At 66.5% G+C, this 20,864-nt stretch carries 21 protein-coding genes; 17 read left to right on the top strand and 4 right to left on the bottom strand.

The genetic code is table 11. The features are described 5' to 3' along the window. Positions 1-21: 21 nt before the first annotated feature. Positions 22-3,159: an Rne/Rng family ribonuclease gene (locus AC07X5_RS20340; protein ID WP_494771590.1), complete on the bottom strand. Its 3,138-nt coding sequence runs from the start codon at positions 3,157-3,159 to the stop codon at positions 22-24. Between the two features lie 590 nt (positions 3,160-3,749). Between AC07X5_RS20340 and AC07X5_RS20335 the strand changes: the two genes are divergently transcribed. The 4 genes from AC07X5_RS20335 (at position 3,750) to AC07X5_RS20320 (ending at position 6,955) form a co-directional block, all read left to right on the top strand. Further along, complete coding sequence (locus tag AC07X5_RS20335) at positions 3,750-4,760, top strand: RluA family pseudouridine synthase (protein WP_494771589.1); 1,011 nt, start codon at positions 3,750-3,752, stop codon at positions 4,758-4,760. A gap of 14 nt (positions 4,761-4,774) precedes the next feature. Further along, positions 4,775-5,446, top strand: coding sequence for an HAD family hydrolase (locus AC07X5_RS20330; protein ID WP_494771588.1), 672 nt, complete (start codon positions 4,775-4,777; stop codon positions 5,444-5,446). 8 nt (positions 5,447-5,454) lie between these two features. Beyond that, complete coding sequence (locus tag AC07X5_RS20325) at positions 5,455-5,835, top strand: Rieske (2Fe-2S) protein (protein WP_494771587.1); 381 nt, start codon at positions 5,455-5,457, stop codon at positions 5,833-5,835. Between the two features lie 100 nt (positions 5,836-5,935). Further along, complete coding sequence (locus tag AC07X5_RS20320) at positions 5,936-6,955, top strand: S49 family peptidase (protein ID WP_494771586.1); 1,020 nt, start codon at positions 5,936-5,938, stop codon at positions 6,953-6,955. Between the two features lie 180 nt (positions 6,956-7,135). Here the strand turns inward: AC07X5_RS20320 and AC07X5_RS20315 are convergent, their stop codons facing one another. From AC07X5_RS20315 to AC07X5_RS20305, 3 genes are read right to left on the bottom strand one after another with little or no spacing between them, the layout of a single operon-like run. Continuing rightward, the gene (locus AC07X5_RS20315) at positions 7,136-8,317 is read right to left on the bottom strand and encodes a toxin-antitoxin system YwqK family antitoxin (protein ID WP_494771585.1); all 1,182 of its coding nucleotides are present in this window, start codon (positions 8,315-8,317) and stop codon (positions 7,136-7,138) included. 2 nt (positions 8,318-8,319) lie between these two features. After that, positions 8,320-9,090 carry an SAM-dependent methyltransferase gene (locus AC07X5_RS20310; RefSeq protein WP_494771584.1) on the bottom strand — a complete coding sequence of 257 codons (771 nt, stop codon included), beginning with the start codon at positions 9,088-9,090 and terminating at the stop codon, positions 8,320-8,322. Continuing rightward, positions 9,087-9,686 carry a Maf family nucleotide pyrophosphatase gene (locus AC07X5_RS20305; protein WP_409955427.1) on the bottom strand — a complete coding sequence of 200 codons (600 nt, stop codon included), beginning with the start codon at positions 9,684-9,686 and terminating at the stop codon, positions 9,087-9,089. The genes AC07X5_RS20310 and AC07X5_RS20305 overlap by 4 nt, the downstream gene beginning before the upstream one ends. 25 nt (positions 9,687-9,711) lie before the next feature. Between AC07X5_RS20305 and AC07X5_RS20300 the strand changes: the two genes are divergently transcribed. The 13 genes from AC07X5_RS20300 to AC07X5_RS20240 all read left to right on the top strand — a co-directional run bounded on the left by AC07X5_RS20300 (position 9,712) and on the right by AC07X5_RS20240 (position 20,760). Continuing rightward, entirely contained in the window at positions 9,712-10,263 is a 552-nt protein-coding gene (locus AC07X5_RS20300) for a YceD family protein (protein ID WP_409955425.1), read from the top strand. 98 nt (positions 10,264-10,361) lie between these two features. Beyond that, entirely contained in the window at positions 10,362-10,544 is a 183-nt protein-coding gene (gene rpmF / locus AC07X5_RS20295) for a 50S ribosomal protein L32 (RefSeq protein WP_005794249.1), read from the top strand. Positions 10,545-10,652: 108 nt separating this feature from the next. Beyond that, the gene (gene plsX / locus AC07X5_RS20290; protein WP_494771583.1) at positions 10,653-11,705 is read left to right on the top strand and encodes a phosphate acyltransferase PlsX; all 1,053 of its coding nucleotides are present in this window, start codon (positions 10,653-10,655) and stop codon (positions 11,703-11,705) included. 2 nt (positions 11,706-11,707) lie between these two features. Then, positions 11,708-12,685, top strand: coding sequence for a beta-ketoacyl-ACP synthase III (locus tag AC07X5_RS20285; RefSeq protein WP_409955422.1), 978 nt, complete (start codon positions 11,708-11,710; stop codon positions 12,683-12,685). Positions 12,686-12,740: 55 nt separating this feature from the next. Continuing rightward, positions 12,741-13,691 (top strand): ACP S-malonyltransferase, encoded by a 951-nt coding sequence (gene fabD / locus AC07X5_RS20280; RefSeq protein ID WP_494771582.1) that lies wholly within the window; start codon positions 12,741-12,743, stop codon positions 13,689-13,691. Beyond that, the gene (gene fabG, locus AC07X5_RS20275) at positions 13,688-14,437 is read left to right on the top strand and encodes a 3-oxoacyl-ACP reductase FabG (protein WP_409955419.1); all 750 of its coding nucleotides are present in this window, start codon (positions 13,688-13,690) and stop codon (positions 14,435-14,437) included. Before fabD ends, fabG begins: the two co-directional genes overlap by 4 nt. A gap of 103 nt (positions 14,438-14,540) precedes the next feature. Continuing rightward, positions 14,541-14,780 (top strand): acyl carrier protein, encoded by a 240-nt coding sequence (gene acpP / locus AC07X5_RS20270; RefSeq protein ID WP_003058049.1) that lies wholly within the window; start codon positions 14,541-14,543, stop codon positions 14,778-14,780. Positions 14,781-14,826: 46 nt separating this feature from the next. Then, on the top strand, positions 14,827-16,071 hold the full coding sequence (fabF, locus tag AC07X5_RS20265; protein ID WP_494771581.1) for a beta-ketoacyl-ACP synthase II: 1,245 nt from the start codon (positions 14,827-14,829) through the stop codon (positions 16,069-16,071). Between the two features lie 153 nt (positions 16,072-16,224). Next, positions 16,225-16,698, top strand: coding sequence for a hypothetical protein (locus tag AC07X5_RS20260; RefSeq protein WP_494771580.1), 474 nt, complete (start codon positions 16,225-16,227; stop codon positions 16,696-16,698). 16 nt (positions 16,699-16,714) lie between these two features. Then, on the top strand, positions 16,715-17,344 hold the full coding sequence (rpoE, locus tag AC07X5_RS20255) for an RNA polymerase sigma factor RpoE (RefSeq protein ID WP_494771579.1): 630 nt from the start codon (positions 16,715-16,717) through the stop codon (positions 17,342-17,344). A 64-nt stretch (positions 17,345-17,408) separates the two neighbouring features. Beyond that, positions 17,409-18,065 carry a sigma-E factor negative regulatory protein gene (locus tag AC07X5_RS20250; RefSeq protein WP_494771578.1) on the top strand — a complete coding sequence of 219 codons (657 nt, stop codon included), beginning with the start codon at positions 17,409-17,411 and terminating at the stop codon, positions 18,063-18,065. Positions 18,066-18,094: 29 nt separating this feature from the next. Then, positions 18,095-19,180 (top strand): MucB/RseB C-terminal domain-containing protein, encoded by a 1,086-nt coding sequence (locus tag AC07X5_RS20245; RefSeq protein WP_494771577.1) that lies wholly within the window; start codon positions 18,095-18,097, stop codon positions 19,178-19,180. Between the two features lie 113 nt (positions 19,181-19,293). Further along, complete coding sequence (locus tag AC07X5_RS20240; RefSeq protein ID WP_494771576.1) at positions 19,294-20,760, top strand: Do family serine endopeptidase; 1,467 nt, start codon at positions 19,294-19,296, stop codon at positions 20,758-20,760. Positions 20,761-20,864: the final 104 nt, after the last annotated feature.

The following is a 20,864-nucleotide window of genomic DNA, read 5'->3' as shown; positions in this document are numbered from 1 at the left end:
CCTTCTTGTGGGTTCAGCGCATCAAGCCGCTGGAGGCTGCTCGAACGGCAGCTTCATGGCCGAGAGGTCGCGGCGGGTTTCCACCAGCACCAGCGGGCCTTCGTCGATCACGACCACGGGCGGGCGTTCGCGCGGCACGTGGATGGGCTTGGGCTCTGCCGCGATCGCAGCCTGCACGGCGGCGATCTTGGCGGCATCGGAGTTCACCCACTGCAGGCCCGAGGCTTCGGCGACCTGGTGCAGCTCATCGAGCGGCAGGGTGAATGCCTGCACGCGAGGCAGGCCGGTGGCAGGCGCTGGTGCAGCCACAGCCACGGGCGCGGCGGCTGCCGGCGCAGGGGCTGCCACAGGCGCTGCCACGGGTGCGGGAGCGGCTGCGACGGGTGCCGGTACCGCGGGCGCCGGAGCGCTCTCTTGCACCGGAGCAGCGACTGGGGTTGCTGCCACGGGTGCTGCTGCGGTTTCGGCAGGGGCGCTGAAGTAGCTGCGGCGCGGTGCTTCGCCTTCGCTGGCGGCCGTGGGGGCAGGGACCGCCGAGGTATCGAAGTCCAGCAGCGGGGCGGCTGCCGGTGCGGCTGCACCCTCGGCGTTGTCGCGCGGACCGCGCTCGCCACGTTCGCGGCGGTCACGGCCGTAGCGGTCGCGCGAGCGGCGCTCACGGCGTTGCTCTTCGCTGCCTGCGGCGTTGCTGGCCGACTCGTTGCCGGTCAGGTCCAGGTCGGGCAGCAGTGCCAGCGGCGAGGTGTCGGCGAAATCGCCTGCCGGTGCGGCCTGTTCAACGCCCTCGGCGTTGCGGGGCGCGCGCTCACCGCGTTCACCCCGCTCGCGGCGGCCGGAGCCGTCGCCGCGCTCGCGGCGGGGGCCGCGCTCGCCACGTTCACCACGCGGGGCCTGGCTGGTGCTGGCGTCGGCACCGCCGATCGGGCCTTCCACCTGGGCACCGGCCACTGCGGCGGCTTGTTCGCCATTCAGCGCGGCGCCGTTGGCCTGGTTGCGGACTTCGCCGTCGTTGCGGCCACGGCCATTGCGACCGCCGCGTCCTTCACGGCCTTCACCCTCGGGGCGGCGCTCGCCACCTTCGCGGGGTGGGCGGCCGCCCTGGCCTTCGGCGTCGCGCGGTGCGCGGCCTTCGGCCGAGCGCTCGCCACGGCGGCCACGGCCTTCTGCGGCGCCTTCGCGGTTGCCGCCGTCACGGCCACTGCCTTCGCGCTGGCCTTCGCTGCGGCCAGGGGCGTCGCGGTTGCTGCGGCGCCCGCCACGGCCTTCACCGCGGCCGTCACGGCGCGGTTCACGGGCGGTGGTTTCTGCCGCGGCGGGTGCCGGTGCCGGGGCAGGGCTTGCCACCGGTGCCGGAGCTGCCGGCTTGTCACCGAAGCCGAGCACGCCCTTGAGCCAGGCAAAGAAGCCTTGCTCCTGCGGCGCGGCCGGGGCGGCAGCAGCGGGTGCCGGTGCGGGCGTGGGGGCTGCGGCCGGCGTGGCTGCGGGGCGCTGGCCTTGCTGGCCGGTGCGCGCAGGGCGGGCCGCGCCTTCGGGGCGGGGTTCTACCTGCGGGGCCGGTGCATCGGGCAGCACGCCCTTGATCACCGGGGTCTGCTTGTTGGTGGGCTCCTGCGAGCGGCGGGTCACGGCCGTGGGGTCTTCCACTTCCTCTGCGAGCTTGTAGCTGGCTTCGATGTGGTCCAGGCGCGGGTCGTCGTGCTTGAGGCGTTCCAGGCGGTAGTTGGGGGTTTCCAGCGTCTTGTTGGGCACCATCAGCACGGCCACGCGCTGCTTGAGTTCGATCTTGGCGATCTCGGTGCGCTTTTCGTTGAGCAGGAACGAGGCCACTTCCACCGGCACCTGGCAGTGCACGGCGGCCGTGTTGTCCTTCATCGACTCTTCCTGGATGATGCGCAGGATCTGCAGCGCCGAGGACTCGGTGTCGCGGATGTGGCCCGAGCCGCCGCAACGGGGGCAGGGGATGGAAGAACCTTCGGACAGGGCGGGCTTCAAGCGCTGGCGGCTCATTTCCATCAGGCCGAACTTGCTGATGGTGCCGAACTGCACGCGGGCGCGGTCCTGGCGCAGCGCGTCGCGCAGGCGGTTTTCCACCTCGCGGCGGTTCTTGCTCTCCTCCATGTCGATGAAGTCGATCACGATCAGGCCGCCCAGGTCGCGCAGGCGCATCTGGCGCGCCACTTCGTCGGCGGCTTCCAGGTTGGTGCGGGTGGCGGTTTCCTCGATGTCGCCGCCCTTGATGGCGCGGGCCGAGTTCACGTCCACGCTGACCAGCGCTTCGGTGTGGTCGATCACGATGGCACCGCCCGAGGGCAGTTGCACGGTGCGGGCGTACGCCGATTCGATCTGGTGCTCGATCTGGAAGCGGCTGAACAGGGCGGCGTCGTCGCGGTAGCGCTTCACGCGGGCGGCATGCTCGGGCATGACGTGCGCCATGAACTGCTGCGCCTGTTCGTAGATGTCGTCGGTATCGATGAGGATGTCACCGATGTCGTTGTTGAAGTAGTCGCGGATCGCGCGGATCACCAGGCTCGATTCCTGGTAGATCAGGAAGGCGCCCTTGCCACCCTTGGCAGCGCCGTCGATGGCGTTCCACAGCTTGAGCAGGTAGTTCAGGTCCCACTGCAACTCGGGCGCGGTGCGGCCGATACCGGCGGTGCGCGCGATGATGGACATGCCGTTCGGGTATTCCAGCTGGTCCATCGCCTCCTTGAGCTCGGCGCGGTCTTCGCCCTCGATGCGGCGCGAGACGCCACCGCCACGGGGGTTGTTGGGCATCAGCACCACATAGCGGCCGGCCAGCGAGACGAAGGTCGTCAGGGCCGCGCCCTTGTTGCCGCGCTCTTCCTTCTCGACCTGGACCAGCAGTTCCTGGCCTTCGCGGATCACTTCATTGATGCGCGCCTGGCTGGGCGAGACGCCCGGGGCAAAGTAGCTGCGGGAGATTTCCTTGAACGGCAGGAAGCCGTGGCGGTCTTCGCCGTAGTCGACGAAGCAGGCTTCCAGCGAAGGCTCGACGCGCGTGACGACGGCCTTGTAGATATTGCCCTTGCGCTGCTCGCGCCCCTCGATCTCGATCTCGTAGTCGAGGAGCTTTTGTCCGTCGACGATGGCCAGGCGCCGTTCTTCGGGCTGCGTGGCGTTGATGAGCATCCGCTTCATGATGCGATTCCTTCTTGTGTTTCGCGGTGGGCAGCGGCGCGGCCAACAGGCCTATCGCGGGCTGCCACCCGCAGTTCCAACCATTGAACAAGCTCTACAGGAGCCGTGAATGCCTGGACTGACGCGTCGAAACGAAGGGAATTGCCGGGGATGCCGAAAGCCTGCCGCGCGTCAGCGCGGCAGCAAAAGGCAGGGGCGCATGGAAGGGGGCGAGTGGGAGAGGCGCAGTTTTGCCACGAACAAGGTGGCTGGTTGCGCTTGCCGGGTGGATGCCACAGGCCCTTGCCATTGCGCGCGCATGGCCAGGGGCATGCGCCACCGCCACAAGGTCACAATCCAGGCCATCAACAACCACATGCTCGCTTCGATCCGCTGGCAGATCGTGCCCTGGTGGGGCGCATCTGCCAGCTTGGGGGATTCCGTATCAGTGTTTCAATCTGTCAGCCCGCCGGCTGGCGCCCAGGCCATTGCAGGCATCTGGCCTGCAATCTGCGTGGGCGACACCCGCTGGCATCGACCGGCCTGCGCCCGTATGGTGGTCGTGTGGACTAAACTCCAGGCAAATCAACCACTTACACAGCAACGCGCAGGTGAAACACATTATAGGGGGCAAACCGCCCTCCAGCCCCGCCCCGGTTTCCACCCCCCCTTCTGCCAAGTTGGTGGAGGTCGATGAGGACTCTGCGGGCCAGCGCCTGGATAACTTTTTGATACGCCATCTGAAGGGCGTGCCCAAGACACATGTCTACCGCATCATCCGCAGCGGCGAGGTGCGCATCAACAAGGGCCGTGCCAGTGCCGACACCCGTGTGGAGGCGGGCGACCAGGTGCGCCTGCCGCCCGTGCGTATCTCCGACAAGGTGGCCGAGAAGGCCGAGCGCCCGGCGCCGGCGCGCGAATTCCCCATCCTGCTGGAAGACGAGCACGTGATCGCGCTCGACAAGCCTGCGGGCGTGGCCGTGCACGGCGGCAGCGGGGTCAGTTTCGGCGTGATCGAACAGCTGCGCCAGGCACGCCCGGGGGCGAAATTCCTGGAACTGGTGCACCGGCTGGACCGGGACACCTCGGGAATCCTGCTGGTGGCCAAGAAGCGTTCGGCGCTCACGCACCTGCAGGACCAGTTCCGTGAGCGCGAAACCGGCAAGACCTACCTGGCGCTGGTGACCGGGGTGTGGCCTGCCAACAACAAGGTCATTGATCTGCCGCTGCACAAGTACCTGCAGGCCGATGGCGAGCGCCGTGTGCGCGTGACCACGGCCGACGACCCCGAGGGCATGCGCTCCATCACCCTGGTCAAGCTGCGCCAGAAGGTGCCGGCGCGCCAGGGGCAGGGCCTGCCAGCGATGACGCTGCTGGAGGTGACCATCAAGACCGGGCGCACGCACCAGATCCGGGTGCACCTGGCCAGCCAGGGCCATGCCATCGTCGGCGACGACAAGTACGGTGATTTCGAGCTGAACAAACGCTTGCAGAAGCAGGGCATGCGGCGCATGTTCCTGCACGCCTGGAGGTTACAGTTCAACCACCCGGCCAGCGGCGAGCGCGTGGCGCTCAACGCGGAACTGCCGCCCGAGCTGGCCGATTTCGTCCCTTCTGCCTGAGTGCCCTTTCCTCCATGCGCCCCACGTCCCGTCCCCGCCGCTTCGACCTGATTGCCTTTGACTGGGATGGCACCCTGTTCGACTCCACGCAGATCATCGTGCGCTGCATCCAGGCGGCCGTGAAGGATGTGGGCGGCACCGTGCCCACGGACCAGGCGGCCTCGTACGTGATCGGCATGGCGCTGATGCAGGCGCTCGCCCATGCGGCGCCCGACGTGCCGCCCGAGAAGTACCCCGAGCTGGGCAACCGCTACCGCTTCCATTACCTGCAGCACCAGGACGACCTGAGCCTGTTCGAAGGCGTGCTGCCCATGCTGGCCGACCTGCGCGACGCCGGGCACCTGCTCACGGTGGCCACGGGCAAGAGCCGGCGCGGCCTGGACGAGGTGCTGCACTCCAAGGACCTCAAGGGCGTGTTCGACGGTTCGCGCACCGCCGACCAGACCGCCGGCAAGCCCCACCCGCTGATGCTGCAGGAGCTGATGGCCGAGTTCGATGTGCTGCCCGAGCGTGTGCTGATGATCGGCGACACCACGCACGACCTGCAGATGGCGGTCAATGCGGGCTGCGCCAGCGTGGGTGTGAGCTATGGCGCCCATGAGCCCGATGCCTTCCATGTGCTGCAGCCGCTGGCCGTGGTGCATTCCGTGCGCGAGCTGCACGACTGGCTGCGGGCCAACGGCTGAGGCCCGCCATGACGACCCCGTCCGAGTCCCTTCCCACCCCCTTGTGCAACAGTGCCGAGCTGGTCGATGGCGGGCTGGCGGTGCCGTTCGACGTGGTCTACGCGGGCCAGACCTGCCGGGCCTTTGCCATCCGTTACCGCGGCGTGCCGCACGCCTACCTCAACCGCTGCACGCATGTGGCGATGGAGATGGACTACCAGCCCGACCGGTTCTTTGACGACACCGGCAACTGGCTGCTGTGTGCCACCCACGGTGCCGCCTACCTGCCCGATACGGGACAGTGCGCGGGCGGGCCCTGCCGGGGCGGGTTGGTGAAGATCACCCTGTCGGAGTCCGATGGTGTGGTGCGCTGGCATACTGCGTACCACCTGCAAGCCGTCGCGTTCTAGATAGACCAGATGCAATTTCCCGGCTTGCGCCGATTTTTCGCGTCCATGCCCGTTGCCAGGGTGCCTGGCATGGAGCGCTTGCTGTCCCCAAGGGCCTGAAATGACCGATCCCGACAAGAATTTTCCTCCCTCCCAGGACCTGTGGGCGCAATCGCCCGCAGCGTCGGGCACCCGTGCCTCGGCCGCGCAGGAGCCGGGCTGGGAGCGCGCCACGCTCGAAAAGCTGGCCTTTGCCGCCCTCCAGGAGCAGCGCTCGGCACGGCGCTGGAAGATCTTCTTCCGCTTTGCCTGGCTGCTGGTGATCGGCGCCCTGGTCTTCGGCGCCATGCGCCAGGCCTCCACGGGCGCCAGCAAGAGCACGCCCCACACGGCTGTGGTGGACGTCAAGGGCGAAATCGCCTCGGGCGCCGAGGCCAGCGCCGAGTTCGTGGTCGCCGCCATGCGCAGCGCCTTCGAGGACGAGGGCTCGCAGGCCGTGGTGCTGCTGATCAACTCGCCCGGCGGCAGCCCGGTGCAGGCCGGCATCATCAACGACGAGATCGTGCGCCTGAAGGCCAAGCACAACAAGCCGGTGTATGCCGTGGTCGAGGAGACCTGTGCCTCGGCTGCGTATTACATTGCCGCGGCGGCGGACGAGATCTTCGTGGACAAGGCCAGCATCGTGGGCAGCATCGGCGTGCTGATGGATGGCTTCGGCTTCACCGGCACCATGGAAAAGCTGGGCGTGGAGCGCCGCCTGCTCACGGCTGGTGAGAACAAGGGCTTCCTGGACCCCTTCAGCCCGCAGACCGAAAAGCAGCGCGAGTACGCGCAGGCCATGCTCAACCAGATCCACCAGCAGTTCATCGCCGTGGTGAAGGCCGGGCGGGGCGAGCGCCTGAAGACCACCCCCGAGACCTTCAGCGGCCTGTTCTGGACCGGCCAGCAGGCGGTGGAGATGGGCCTGGCCGACAAGCTGGGCAACCTCGACTTCGTGGCGCGCGAAGTGGTCAAGGCCGAGGAAATCATCGACTACACCCGCCGCGACAACGTCGCCGAGCGCCTGGCCAAGCGCTTTGGCGCCGCCATGGGCATCGGCGCGGCCAAGGCGCTGGGCTCCGCGGGGCCTCAGCTGCGTTGATGCAGGCGGGGCGGGGTCTTTGAACGACCCTTGATGGTTGCCTGTGTGTGCTCGCGATACTGGCGCTCCATAGGCCAGTGCCCTCGCGCAAGGGCCGCCAAAGCTGCGCATGCGGCGCTTCGATTGCGTGCGCTGGGGGCATCCCTGGGGGGGGGGAAGGCGCGAAGCGACTCAGGGGGCCTATGAATCCAGTCCGCCGGCCTTGCGCTGGCGCGAGCCGTCTTCGAGGATGGTGTCGTCGGCGGTGAGCTTGCCCGATTCGTCCCACTGCTTGCGTGCCTCCAGCCGGGTGCGGCCGCGGGCATCGGGTGCGGTGTAGCGGTCTTCCCGGCCCAGGCGCCCGTTGGCGTGGAAGTGTTGCTGCACCCCGGTAGGTTGCTGCTCTGAAGTGAGGAGTTCGCGCCGGGTGAGCTTGCCTTCGTCGTCGCGCAGTTCGCGCTGGATGCGGGTGGCGTCCCCGGTGCCGGTTATGGTGGTGCGCTCGCGTGGGGCGCCGTTGAGGTACCAGCGTTCCAGCAGTACTTCGCGCCCATCGGCATACGCGTGCTGCTCGGTCATCTGGCCGTTGCTGCCAAAGCGGCGCAGGCTGTGCAGCGGCCCGCGCGCATCGCGCAGAAAGCGCTGCTCGTCGGGCGCGAAGATGCGCTCCTCGCGCAGCACGCTCTTGCCGCCCTCGGTGAAAAAGCTGCGGTGCACGCGCCGGCCTTCCTCGAACAGCATCTGCTGCGCGACCAGGCCTTCGCTGGTCCATTCGGTGGACAGCAGCAGGCGGCCCTGCTCGTAGCGCACCTGGCCAGCCCTGGCGCCTGCGGTGGTGAACAGTGCGGTGTCGGCCGCGCCCTCGAAGCCGCAGGGCTTGCGGTCCTCGGGCAGCACGCTCGCACGCGGGCATTGCAGCCGGGTGGGCTGGCCGGCGCTGTTGTACTCTATGACGAACTGTTCCTGTCCCGCCACATGGAAGGACAGGCGCTCGGGCCGGCCATTGGCGTCGAAGCGGCGCACCGCGCCGACGGTGCTGCCGTTCTCGGCGAACTCCTCGCGCTTGAGTTGTCCGTTGGGCCAGAACTCGGCCACCCGGCCCTGGCTGTTGCCACGTTCGTTCACGCTGCGCTCGCGCAGCAGTTTTCCCTCGCGGTCGAAGAAGCGCTCCTTGCCCAGGTATTTGCCGTCCTTGAGCTCCTGCTCGCGCTGCAGCTGGCCGGTGTTCTCGTCGCGGCAGCGCAGCAGGCCGGTCAGCCCGGCGGTCTCGGCACCATTGTTGGGGTTGACGGGCTTGCCGTTGAATTCGCAGCGGATGATGGCATTCGCACCGGTGGCGCAGGTGCCCAGGGCAATGAGCAGAAGGGCGGAGAGGCGTTGCATGGTCAGCGGCCGAGGGCGAACACAATGGGCGTACGGTTGCTGGGGAGCAGGGGCTCTGCGCGCCACTGGCGCACGAGCTGGCTGCGGATCTCTGCGCTGGGCAGTGTGAGGCCACTGGCCAGTGCCAGGCGGGTGTGGGGCTGCAGCGTCTGCACCAGCGCCTGCCACAGCACGGGGTTGCGGTAGGGCGTTTCGATGAACAGCTGCGTCTGGCCGGTCTTGAGGGCCAGCGATTCGAGTTCGCGGATGCGCTGCGTGCGCTCCTGCCCGTCCTGGGGCAGATAGCCGGCAAAGGCAAAGCTTTGGCCGTTCAAGCCGCTGGCGGCCAGGGCCAGCAGCAGCGAAACCGGGCCCACGAGGGGCACGACAGGAATGCCCAGGTCGTGCGCGGCGCGCACCACGGACGAGCCCGGGTCGGCCACGGCCGGCATGCCGGCCTCGCTGACCAGGCCCAGGCAATGGCCGAGCAGCGCAGGCGCCAGCAAGGGTTTGGCGTCAAAGTGGGCCGAGCCCTTGTCGCCATGGTCGCCCTTTTTGTGCACTTCGCGCGGCAGCTCGGTGATCTGCTGCTGCTGCAGCGGCACGGCCAGCGGGTGCAGGGCGTCGATGCGCTTCAAGTAGGCGCGGGTGCTCTTGGCGTTCTCGCACACCCAGTGGGTGAGCCGTGCCGCCTGCTGCAGGGTGCCGCTGGGCAGGGCCTGGTCCAGCGGTATTTCCGTGTCGCAGCCGAAGTCGAGCGGCGCGGGGACCAGGTACAGCGTGCCGGTGCTCATGGCAGGACCACCCCGGCAGCGCGCAGCATGCGGCAGGTGCGGATCAGCGGCAGGCCGATCAGGGCGGTGGGGTCGTCGCTGTGGATGGCGTCGAGCAGGGCAATGCCCAGGCCTTCGCTCTTGGCGCTGCCGGCGCAGTCATAGGGCTGCTCGGCGCGCAGGTAGCGCTCGATCTCATCGTCCGACAGGTCGCGAAAGCGCACTTCCACGGGCGCGATGTCCACCTGCTCGAAGCCGCTGGCCTGGCACACGGTGGCCACGGCGGTCTGGAAAATCACCGTCTGTCCGCGCATCTGGCGCAGTTGCTGCACGGCGCGCTCATGGGTGCCGGGCTTGCCCAGGGGCTGGCCGGCCAGGTCGGCCACCTGGTCGGAACCGATGACCACGGCCTCGGGGTGCTGTTTCGCCACCGCGTGGGCCTTGGCGAGGGCCAGGCGCAGGGCCAGATCGCGCGGGGCTTCACCTGGGGTGGGGGTCTCGTCCACGTCCGGCGAGGCGATCTCGAACGGCAGGTTCAGGCGGGACAGCAGCTCGCGCCGGTAGCGGGAGGTGGAGCCCAATACCACAGGGCGTTGCGGGGCGGGGGATTGATGCATTCGCTGATTCTCTTACACTGCCGCCATGACCAAGGAATTCTCAGTAGACCGGCTCGACGTCAAGGCCTTCGCCTTGGCTGGCGCGCGCCTGGCCGGCCATGATTCCCTTTTGAAGTATGAGCGCCTGGCCCAGGAGGCCCGGGGGCTGCATCCCGATCTGCTGGTGGACTGGCAGGCGCAGGGCGAAGTGCGCACGGCGCTCGGCGGTGCCAGCCAGGTGTGGCTGGTGCTCAAGGTGCGCGCTACGTTCCCCATGGAGTGCCAGCGCTGCCTCACGCCGGTGGATGTGCCGCTGGAGGTGGATCGTTCGTTCCGCTTCGTTGCCGATGAGGCCACGGCCGACGCTCTGGACGATGAGAGCGAGGAAGACCTCCTGGCCATGAGTCGCGAATTCGATCTGCACGAGCTGATCGAAGACGAATTGCTCATGGCGCTGCCCGTGGTGCCCAAGCACGACGAGTGCCCCACGGCCGTTCCGCTGGCATCGTCAGACGACGATTTCGAGGAAGCCAACGCGGAAAAGCCCAATCCTTTCGCTGCCCTTGCCGGCCTCAAAAAAGACAGTAAGAGGCACTGAATTCATTTGGGCTATAATCGAGGGCTTCGCGCGAATCCCCTCGTGTCTTCTATGGGCCCATCGCGTATTTACCAACCTATTTAAGACCAGGAGCCATCATGGCCGTTCAGCAAAACAAAAAGTCCCCTTCCAAGCGCGGTATGCACCGTTCGCACAATGCCCTGAATGTGCCAGGCATTGCTGTGGAACCCACCACCGGCGAAACCCACCTGCGCCACCACATCAGTCCCAACGGCTTCTACCGTGGCCGCCAGGTGCTCAAGAACAAGTCTGAAGCCTAAGCTTCACTACCCCTCAAAGGCCCGTTGCTACTAAATCTGTAGCGCGGGCCTTTGTTTTGACTGTTGTATCCAACTTCCGGCCCTGTCAGTGGGTTGGACAAGTCGCCCATGATCACACTGGCTGTTGACTGCATGGGGGGCGATCACGGCCCCCGCGTCACGCTCGCGGCGTGCCGTCAGTTCCTTGGCAATCACCCGGATGCCCGCTTGCTGCTGGTCGGCCTGGCGGATAGCCTGCGCGAGTTCTCCCACGAGCGTGCCACCATCGTCCCTGCCACCGAGGTGGTGACCATGGACGACCCTGTCGAGGTGGCCCTGCGCCGAAAAAAAGACTCTTCGATGCGTGTGGCCATTCAGCAGGTCAAGGAGGGCACGGCTGCGGCGGCCGTCTCGGCCGGCAATACCGGCGCCCTGATGGCCATTGCGCGCTACCTGCTCAAGACCCTGGACGGCATCGACCGCCCCGCGATTGCCACCCAGCTGCCCAACAACCAGGGGCGCGCGACCACGGTGCTCGACCTGGGGGCCAATGTGGACTGCTCGGCGGAGCACCTGCTGCAGTTCGCGGTCATGGGCTCGGCGCTGGTGTCCGCCCTGCGCGATGATGGCAGGGAGCCCACCGTCGGCCTGCTCAATATTGGTGAAGAGATCATCAAGGGCAGCGAAATCATCAAAAAAGCGGGTGAACTGCTGCGATCTGCGGCCGAAGCGGGTGACCTTAACTTCTATGGCAACGTGGAAGGCAATGACATCTTCAAGGGCACAGTGGACATCGTGGTCTGTGACGGGTTTGTCGGCAACGTGGCGCTCAAAGCCAGCGAGGGGGTTGCGGCCATGGTGATCGGGGGACTCAAGAATGAGTTTTCCAAAAACATCTTCACCAAAACTGCAGCCATCATCGCTTATCCGGTGTTAAAGGCGCTCATGACCCGCATGGACTACCGGCGCTACAACGGTGCGGCCCTGCTCGGATTGCGCGGACTGGTGTTCAAGAGCCATGGCTCGGCCGATGCCATGGCCTTCGAGCAGGCCTTGAACCGGGCGTATGATGCAGCCCGCAACAACCTGCTCGACCGTGTCCGGACCCGGATTGCGCACGCAGCGCCTCTCCTGGCCCCTGCCGATGCCCAGTCCAGGCCCGCTGCGGCGATTACACATTAATAATGAGACGCTATTCCCGCATCACCGGCACTGGCAGCTATCTGCCACCGCGCCGGCTCACGAATGCCGACTTCGTGGACCTGCTGGCCCGTGACGGCATCGAAACTTCCGACGAGTGGATCGTCGAGCGTACGGGGATCCGGGCGCGGCATTTTGCAGCCCCCGATGTGGCGGCCAGCGACCTCGGCCTGGAGGCCGCCCGCAATGCGCTGCAGGCGGCGGGCCTGCAGGCGCAGGACATCGACCTGATCATCGTCGCCACGTCCACGCCGGACATGGTGTTTCCTTCGACGGCCTGCATTCTCCAGAACAAGCTGGGTGCCAACGGCTGCCCGGCCTTCGACGTGCAGGCCGTGTGCAGCGGTTTCGTCTATGCACTGGCCGTGGCCGATTCCATGATCCAGACGGGCGCTGCCAGCCGGGCCCTGGTGGTCGGTGCCGAGGTGTTCAGCCGCATCCTGGATTTCAAGGACCGCACGACCTGTGTGCTGTTCGGCGACGGCGCTGGCGCCGTGGTGCTGGAAGCGTCCGAGACGCCGGGCATCCTGTCGAGCGACCTGCATGCCGACGGCAAGCATGTCGGCATCCTGTGCGTGCCGGGCAATGTTTCGGGTGGCAATGTGCTGGGCGACCCGCTGCTCAAGATGGATGGGCAGGCGGTGTTCAAGCTGGCCGTGGGCGTGCTGGAGAAGGCTGCCCATGCCGTGCTGGCCAAGGCGGGCCTCGCTGAAGCCGATGTGGACTGGCTCATTCCACACCAGGCCAACATCCGCATCATGCAGGGCACGGCGCGCAAGCTCAAGCTGCCCATGGACAAGGTGGTGGTCACGGTGGACCAGCATGGCAACACGTCCGCTGCGTCCATTCCACTGGCCCTGGACCATGCCGTGCGCAGCGGCCAGGTCCAGAAGGGCCAGACGCTGCTGCTCGAAGGCGTGGGCGGCGGCTTCACCTGGGGTGCCGTGCTCCTGAAGTTCTAGCTGGCCGCGTTGGGCGGCCTGCAGGATTCCATTCCCTCTCTCTATTTGTGCTGGCATGAAGTCATTTGCATTTGTTTTTCCCGGGCAGGGCTCGCAGTCGGTCGGCATGCTCGATGGCTGGGGCGACCACCCCGTGGTGGCAGAAACCCTGCGCGAGGCGTCCGATGCGCTGGGCGAGAACCTTGGCCAGTTGATCAAGGATGGCCCCAAGGAGGCGCTGGCCCTGACCACCAACACGCAGCCGGTGATGCTGGTGGCCGGTGTGGCCGCCTGGCGCGTATGGAGTGCCGAAGGCGGCGCCGCACCGGTGGCCCTGGCGGGCCATTCGCTGGGTGAGTACTCGGCGCTGGTCGCATCGGGCGTGCTCACGCTGGCGCAGGCTGCACCCCTGGTGCGCCTGCGCGCTGCCGCCATGCAGGAAGCCGTGCCCGTGGGCACGGGTGCCATGGCAGCCATCCTGGGCATGGAGGCTTCCAAGGTCATTGCAGGCTGTGCGGAGGCGGCGGCTTCTTTCGGGCCTGGCACTGCCGAAGTGGTGGAGGCCGTGAATTTCAACGATCCCATCCAGACCGTGATCGCGGGCACCAAGGCGGCCGTCGACAAGGCCTGTGAAGTGCTCAAGGCCAATGGCGCCAAGCGCGCACTGCCTCTGCCGGTCTCGGCGCCCTTCCATTCGAGCCTGATGAAGCCCGCAGCCGAGAAGCTGCGTGAGGCGCTGGGCGGCGTGGCGCTGGCCGCGCCTGCCATTCCGGTGGTGAACAACGTGGATGTGGCCGTACGTGAAGACGCCGATGCCATCCGCGACGCCCTGTACCGCCAGGCCTTCGGGGCCGTGCGCTGGGTGGAGTGCGTGCAGGCGCTCAAGGCGCGTGGCGTGACGCATATCGTGGAGTGCGGCCCTGGCAAGGTGCTGGCCGGCCTGACCAAGCGCATCGACCCCGAGCTGGTTGGTGCCGCAGTATTTGACACGGCCTCGCTGGCCGAAGCACGGGAGTTGCTGGCATGACGGAGTCTGTTCAACAAGCCGCCCAGGTGGCCCTGGTCACCGGCGCCTCGCGCGGCATCGGCGCGGCGATTGCACTGGAGTTGGCCGTGCGCGGCTACCAGGTCATCGGCACGGCCACCACCGATGAAGGTGCTGCCCGCATCTCTGCGGCCCTGGCGGCTTACCCCGGCTCCAAGGGGGTCAACCTGAATGTGAACGATGGCGCGGCCATCGAGGCAACCATCGACGCCATCGTCAAGCAGCAGGGCGGCCTGCACGTGCTGGTGAACAATGCCGGCATCACGCGCGACACCCTGGCCATGCGGATGAAGGACGATGACTGGGATGCGGTGCTGGACACCAACCTCAAGGCCGTGTTCCGCGTGAGCCGTGCGGCCATCCGTCCCATGATGAAGCAGCGCTTCGGGCGCATCATCAGCATCACCAGCGTGGTCGGTGCATCGGGCAATCCGGGACAGGCCAACTACGCCGCTGCCAAGGCCGGCGTGGCCGGCATGACGCGAGCCCTGGCGCGCGAGCTGGGCAGCCGCAGCATCACCGTGAATTGCGTGGCCCCCGGCTTCATCGAGACCGACATGACGGCCGGCCTGCCCGAAGAGCAGCAAAAAGCCCTGCAAACGCAGATTGCGCTGGGCCATCTGGGCAAGCCTTCGGACATTGCACATGCGGTCGCATACCTTGCCTCGCGCGAGGCGGGCTATGTGACCGGGCAGGAGTTGCATGTCAATGGCGGCATGTACATGTAATTGTTGAAAGATAACGCCGGTTCATCCGGACGGCGGGCTGCTGAGGGGCTTTACCTTAAGCAGCTAGAATCGCGGATTCATTCACAACCCCCAGAGGGAAACCATGAGCGATATCGAAGCACGCGTCAAAAAAATCATTGCCGAACAACTCGGTGTGGAAGAGTCTCAAGTCACCAATGAAAAGGCCTTCGTGGCAGACCTCGGTGCCGACTCGCTCGACACGGTGGAGCTGGTGATGGCCTTGGAAGACGAGTTCGGCATCGAGATCCCCGACGAAGACGCCGAAAAGATCACCACGGTGCAAAACGCCATCGATTACGCCAACACTCACCAGAAGGCCTGAGCGGCGCTTTGCGCCTGACTTGAGCGATCAGCAGAAGGTTTTACGCATGAGCCGTCGTCGCGTCGTCGTGACCGGCCTGGGTTGCATCAGTCCCGTGGGCAACACGGTGGCAGATGCCTGGGCCAATCTCCTTGCCGGACAATCCGGTATCGACCTCATCACCAAGTTCGACGCGTCGAACTTCTCTTGCAAGATTGCAGGGGAAGTCAAGGGCTTTGACCTGGAGTCGTACATCAGCGCCAAGGATGCGCGCTCGATGGACACCTTCATCCACTACGGCATTGCCGCTGCCGCACAGGCCGTGCAGGATGCGGGCCTGCCCACCGGCGAGGCGCTGGACGAAGAGTTCGCCACGCGCATCGCCTGCGTGATCGGCTCCGGCATCGGCGGCCTGCCGATGATCGAGGATACGCATGCCGAGCTGACGAACCGTGGGCCACGGCGCATCACGCCGTTCTTCGTGCCTGCGTCCATCATCAACATGGTGGCGGGCCACGTGTCCATGCGTTTTGGCTTCAAGGGGCCGAACCTGGCGGTCGTGACAGCCTGCACGACAGGCCTGCATTGCATTGGCGAAGGCGGCCGCATGATCGAGTACGGCGATGCCGATGTCGTGATCGCGGGCGGCACGGAGTCGACCGTATCCCCTCTGGGCATCGGGGGCTTCGCGGCCATGCGTGCGCTGTCCACCCGCAACGACGATCCCAAGACGGCCTCGCGCCCCTGGGACAAGGACCGCGACGGCTTCGTGCTGGGCGAGGGGGCCGGCGTGATGGTGCTCGAGGAGTACGAGCATGCCAAGGCGCGCGGCGCCAAGATCTACGCCGAGCTCAGCGGCTTCGGCATGAGTGCCGATGCGGGCCACATGACGGCCCCGAACATGGATGGCCCGCGCCGCGCCATGATCGGCGCGATGCGCAACGCGGGCATCAATCCCGAGCAGGTGGACTACCTCAACGCGCATGGCACGTCCACGCCGCTGGGCGACCTGAACGAAACCAATGCCATCAAGAATGCGTTGGGCGAACACGCCTTCAAGACGGTGGTAAGTTCCACCAAGTCCATGACGGGCCACCTGCTGGGCGGCGCTGGCGGGATCGAGAGCGTGTTCACGGTGCTGGCCTTGCACCACCAGAAGGTGCCACCTACCATCAACCTGTTCAACCAGGATCCCGAGTGCGATCTCGATTACTGTGCCAACACGGCCCGTGATCTGAAGATGGACTATGCACTCAAGAACAATTTCGGCTTTGGCGGAACCAACGGCTCGCTGGTGTTCAAGCGGGTCTGAGCGGCGAGCCGCCCTGTCCGCGCGCGGCTGTGCCGCTGCGGACTTCCTGGTCGCATGCGCAGGGCTCGGGTTTGCGGCACACTGCGAAACGATGGCATTCCTGCAGTCCTTTTGGCGTCTTTCATGAATACGGCAGCACGACGAGCCCCTGCCGTGCGCTTTCCCGCGCGGCGCAGCGGCATTGTGGGGGGCGTGCTGGCCGCTGTCGTGGCAGCTGGGCTGGTAGTGCTGATGGCCTGGCTGTTGCAGGGGAGCCGCCAGGGCCCGGCGGTTGCCATTGCTGCCGCGGTATGCTGGCTGGCCGCCGCGGCAGGTGCATGGCATTGGTGGCATGGCCAGTTTTGCGGGGAACTGTGCTGGGATGGCCAGCAATTGGCGCTGGACCCCTTGGTCCCCGGTCGGCATCCCCAGGTGCTGCGCGGCACGCCCGAAGTGCAGGGGGATCTGCAGCACCACCTGTGGCTGCGTACCAGTGGCGATGCCGGGCGGCCGCGGATCTGGCTATGGCTGGAGCGCAGCCGGCAACCGGAACGCTGGGATGATCTGCGCCGTGCGGTATATTCGCGCGCCGGATCGGGCACTGCGAGTGCCAGCGAGTTCGCGCCGATCCACAGCCGACAGGCGTGAGCCCGCACAAGACCTGATGACTGACCAAACGCCGCCTCCCACACCCGACAACAGCGATCTGCAACTGGTGGAGCGCACGGTAGCGGGCGACCAGCGGGCGTTCGAACTGCTGGTCATCAAGTACCAGCGCCGCATCGAGCGCCTGATCGGCCGCATGGTGCGCGACACCGACATCATCCAGGACATCGCGCAGGAAACCTTCATCCGCGCCTACCGCGCGCTGCACCAGTTCCGTGGGGATGCCCAGTTCTATACCTGGCTGTACCGGATTGCCGTCAATACGGCCAAGAAGGCGCTGATGGACATGAAGCGCAATCCGGTGGTGACGGAGAATGCGCTGCGCGGGGCGGATGACGAAGATGAAACTTCTCGTGTCGGACACGAACTAACCAGCGACGAGACCCCCGAAACGGTGCTCGCCGCCAATGAAATTGCCCAGGCGGTGAATGCCGCCATGGAGGCGCTGCCCGAGGATTTGCGCCAGGCGGTGACGCTGCGCGAGATCGAAGGGCTCAGTTACGAAGAGATTGCAGCGGCCATGGGATGCCCCATCGGGACGGTGCGGTCGCGTATTTTCCGTGCGCGGGAGGCGATTTCGGCCCGCGTGCGCCCGATGCTGGAAAACCAGACGGGAAAAAGGTGGTGATGGTGGTGGTGCGGTGCACGGCAAGGGCGAAGCAGTGTCTGGTGACGGATATGCAGGTGAGACCATGAACAATGATGTGACGACGACGAAGCGCGAAAAAATCTCGGCCCTGGCCGATGGCCAATTGCATGGCGATGCATTTGCGGACGCCATGCAGTGCGCGGGCGACGACGAAGGTATGGCCACATGGCAGCTGTACCACCTGGTGGGCGACGTGCTGCGTTCGAGCGACATGGCGCCTGCAGGTGGCAGCAATCTTCTGCTGTCGCGCCTGCGCGACCAGATCGCCCAGGAGGCACCGGTGCAGCGTCCGGTGGCTCTGGCACCGGAGCCTGGATTGGCCGTGGTGGCGCAGGCGCAGTCGCCCGCGGCCAATGCCTCGGTGTTCCGCTGGAAGATGGTGGCTGGCGTGGCGTCCCTGGCGGCCGTGGCAGCCATTGGATGGTCGTCCGTCGGCGTGCTGCAAGGTGGTGGCAGTGCTGCTGGCGCGCAGATGGCAGCGGTCGGGGTCCCTGTGATCCAGGCGGGCCAGGTTTCCCAGGGCACGCCGCCCTCTGCGCCCCTGGTCGCCGTGGCCGACAGCGAAGGGCAGCAGGTCATGATCCGCGATCCGCGCCTGGATGAGCTGCTGGCAGCCCACAAGCAGTTTGGCAGCACCTCTGCGCTGCAGATGCCGGCAGGTTTTCTGCGCAACGCCACGTTTGCGACGCCTGGCCGCTGACAACTGCGTGCTGCCTCGGGATGGGATTGATGCCTGATTTCTCCGCCGTGGGTACCGCTGGAACACTGCGGTGGCGCAAGGTGTTCGCCAACGCGGCCGTGTGGGTGTATGCCGGCCTGGGGTTGGTGGCGGGCGTGCATGCCCAGTCTTCCGTGCAGCCGCCGCCAGGATCGGCCTTGCCGCCGATGTCGGTGGTGACCCCGGCCCGGGACATCGGCCAGTGGATCGAGCGCATGCACCAGGCGCCACGCAACCGTTCCTACGTCGGCACCTTCGTGGTGCTGTCCTCTTCGGGGGCCATGTTCAGCTCGCGCATCTGGAATGCCTGCGATGGCAAGCAGCAGCTCGAGCGCGTGGACGGACTGAGCGGCAAGCCGCGCAAGGTCTTTCGGCGCAATGACGAGGTGCGCACTTTCCTGCCGGAGGAGCGCACCGTGCGCACCGAGCGCGGGGATGCCCGGGGCCTGTTCCCGCAATTGCCTTCGGTGCAGGGCGCGTCCCTGGCAAAACACTATGAAGCCCAGATGCTGGGCCAGGAGCGCGTGGCGGGGCTGGATGCCGACGTGGTCTGGTTCAAGCCGCTCGATCCCCTGCGCTTTGGCTACCGCATCTGGAGCGAAAGGGAGTCGGGTCTGGTGGTCAAGATGCAGACCCTCGCCACGGACGGCAGGGTGCTCGAGCAGGCGGCGTTCTCCGAGCTCGATCTCCATGCTTCTGTCCCCATGGACAAGCTTGCGCGCATGATGGACGATGTCTCGGGCTACAAGGTGATCGCGCCGGCTGTGGTCAAGACCACGGCGCAGGAGGAGGGGTGGCGCCTGCGCCAGCCGGTGGCGGGCTTCGTGGCCCAGAGTTGCCACAAGAGGGCGGCGGCAGCGCCCGCCGGCGCGCCTGCGGTACTGCAGTGTCTGTACTCCGATGGCCTGGCCACGGTGTCGCTGTTCGTGGAGCCCTTCGATCTGCAGCGCCACGGCACGCAGGGCCAGCTGGGCAGTGTCGGGGCCACTCAGATGCTGGGCCAGCGCATGGTGCCCGATGCCTGGGTGACCGCGGTGGGCGAGGTGCCGATGCAGACGCTGCGCCTGTTCGTCGGGGCGCTGGAGCGAGCGCGCTGAACCCAGGCCCTCGCGCGCCGGCATGAAGGGGGTTTCGGGAACCAATTGCCCATCCTCCTTTCACATGCAGTGACAGATTTTTGACGTTCCCCACATTTCATGAAAGGTCGATGATGTCCAAGTTTGATTGGAGTACGCTGCGCGCCCTGGCCATGTCGGGCATAGTGGCAACGGTGGCCAGCGTCGCTGTTCTGCCGCCGCAGGTGGCGATGGCGCAGTCTGCGGTGGTGCGCGGCTTGCCCGATTTCACCGATCTGGTGGACCAGGTCGGTCCATCGGTCGTGAACATCCGCACGCGTGAAAAGGCATCGGATCGCTCGGCCAATGGCATGGACGAGGAGATGCTGGAGTTCTTCCGCCGCTTCGGTGTCCCGATTCCCAACATGCCGCGCCAGCAGCGGCCACAGCGCCCCCAGCAGGACGAGGAGGCGCAGCCGCGTGGCGTGGGTTCGGGCTTCATCCTCACGACCGATGGCTTCGTGATGACCAACGCCCACGTGATCGATGGGGCCGACGAGGTCATCGTCACACTGACCGACAAGCGCGAGTTCAAGGCGCGTGTCGTGGGTGCGGACAAGCGCACCGACGTGGCGGTGGTCAAGATCGAGGCCACCGGCCTGCCGGCCGTGAAGGTGGGCGACGTGAGCCGCCTCAAGGTCGGCGAGTGGGTGATGGCCATCGGCTCGCCCTTCGGCCTGGAAAACAGCGTCACCGCCGGCATCGTGAGCGCCAAGGCGCGCGACACGGGTGATTACCTGCCCTTCATCCAGACCGATGTGGCCATCAACCCCGGCAACTCCGGCGGCCCGCTGATCAACATGCGCGGCGAGGTCGTGGGCATCAACAGCCAGATCTATTCGCGCTCGGGCGGCTTCATGGGCATCTCGTTCGCGATTCCCATGGACGAAGCCATCCGCGTGAGCGAGCAGCTGCGCACCTCGGGCCGCGTGACGCGCGGCCGCATTGGCGTGCAGATCGGCAATGTCAGCAAGGATGTGGCCGAAACCATTGGCCTGGGCAAGGCGCAAGGTGCGATGGTGACGGGAGTGGAATCGGGTTCGCCCGCCGACAAGGCGGGCGTCGAGGCAGGCGACATCATCACGCGCTTCGATGGCAAACCCATCGAGAAAGTGGCCGATCTGCCGCGCCTGGTGGGCAACACCAAGCCCGGCACCAAGAGCTCCATCACGGTATTCCGCCGTGGCAGCGCGCGCGACTTGTCCATCACCATTGCCGAGATCGAGCCCGACAAGCCGGCAGCCAAGGCGGTCGAAAGGGAAGAAAAGCCCAAGGCTTCCTCGATTGGCCAGCAGCTCGGCCTGTCCGTGCTCGAACTCACCGAGGCGCAGAAAAAGGAACTCAAGCTCAAGGGCGGTGTGGCCGTGGCGACGGCCACCGACGCCGCTGCGCGCGCAGGCCTGCGCGAAGGCGACGTGATCCTCTCGGTTGCCAACACGGAGATTTCGGGTCTCAAGGATTTCGAGGCGGTGGTCTCCAAGGCGGACAAGAGCAAGCCCCTGAGCGTGCTCTATCGCCGCGGCGAATGGGCCCAGTACGCGGTGATCCGCCCTCTGCGCTGAGGGCCGGGGCTCGCATGCTCCAGGTTGGCAAAGGGGTGATGGCAAGCGTCTATTCCCTCTGCCTGCACTGGGGCTTTGCCGAAAAACCGCGCAGGAACCGTGGG

Source organism: Acidovorax sp. GW458-11-26-14-TSB4 (assembly GCF_059423865.1).
Note: the sequence above shows the minus strand (reverse complement) of the source record. Positions and strands in the feature narration are given on the sequence as shown.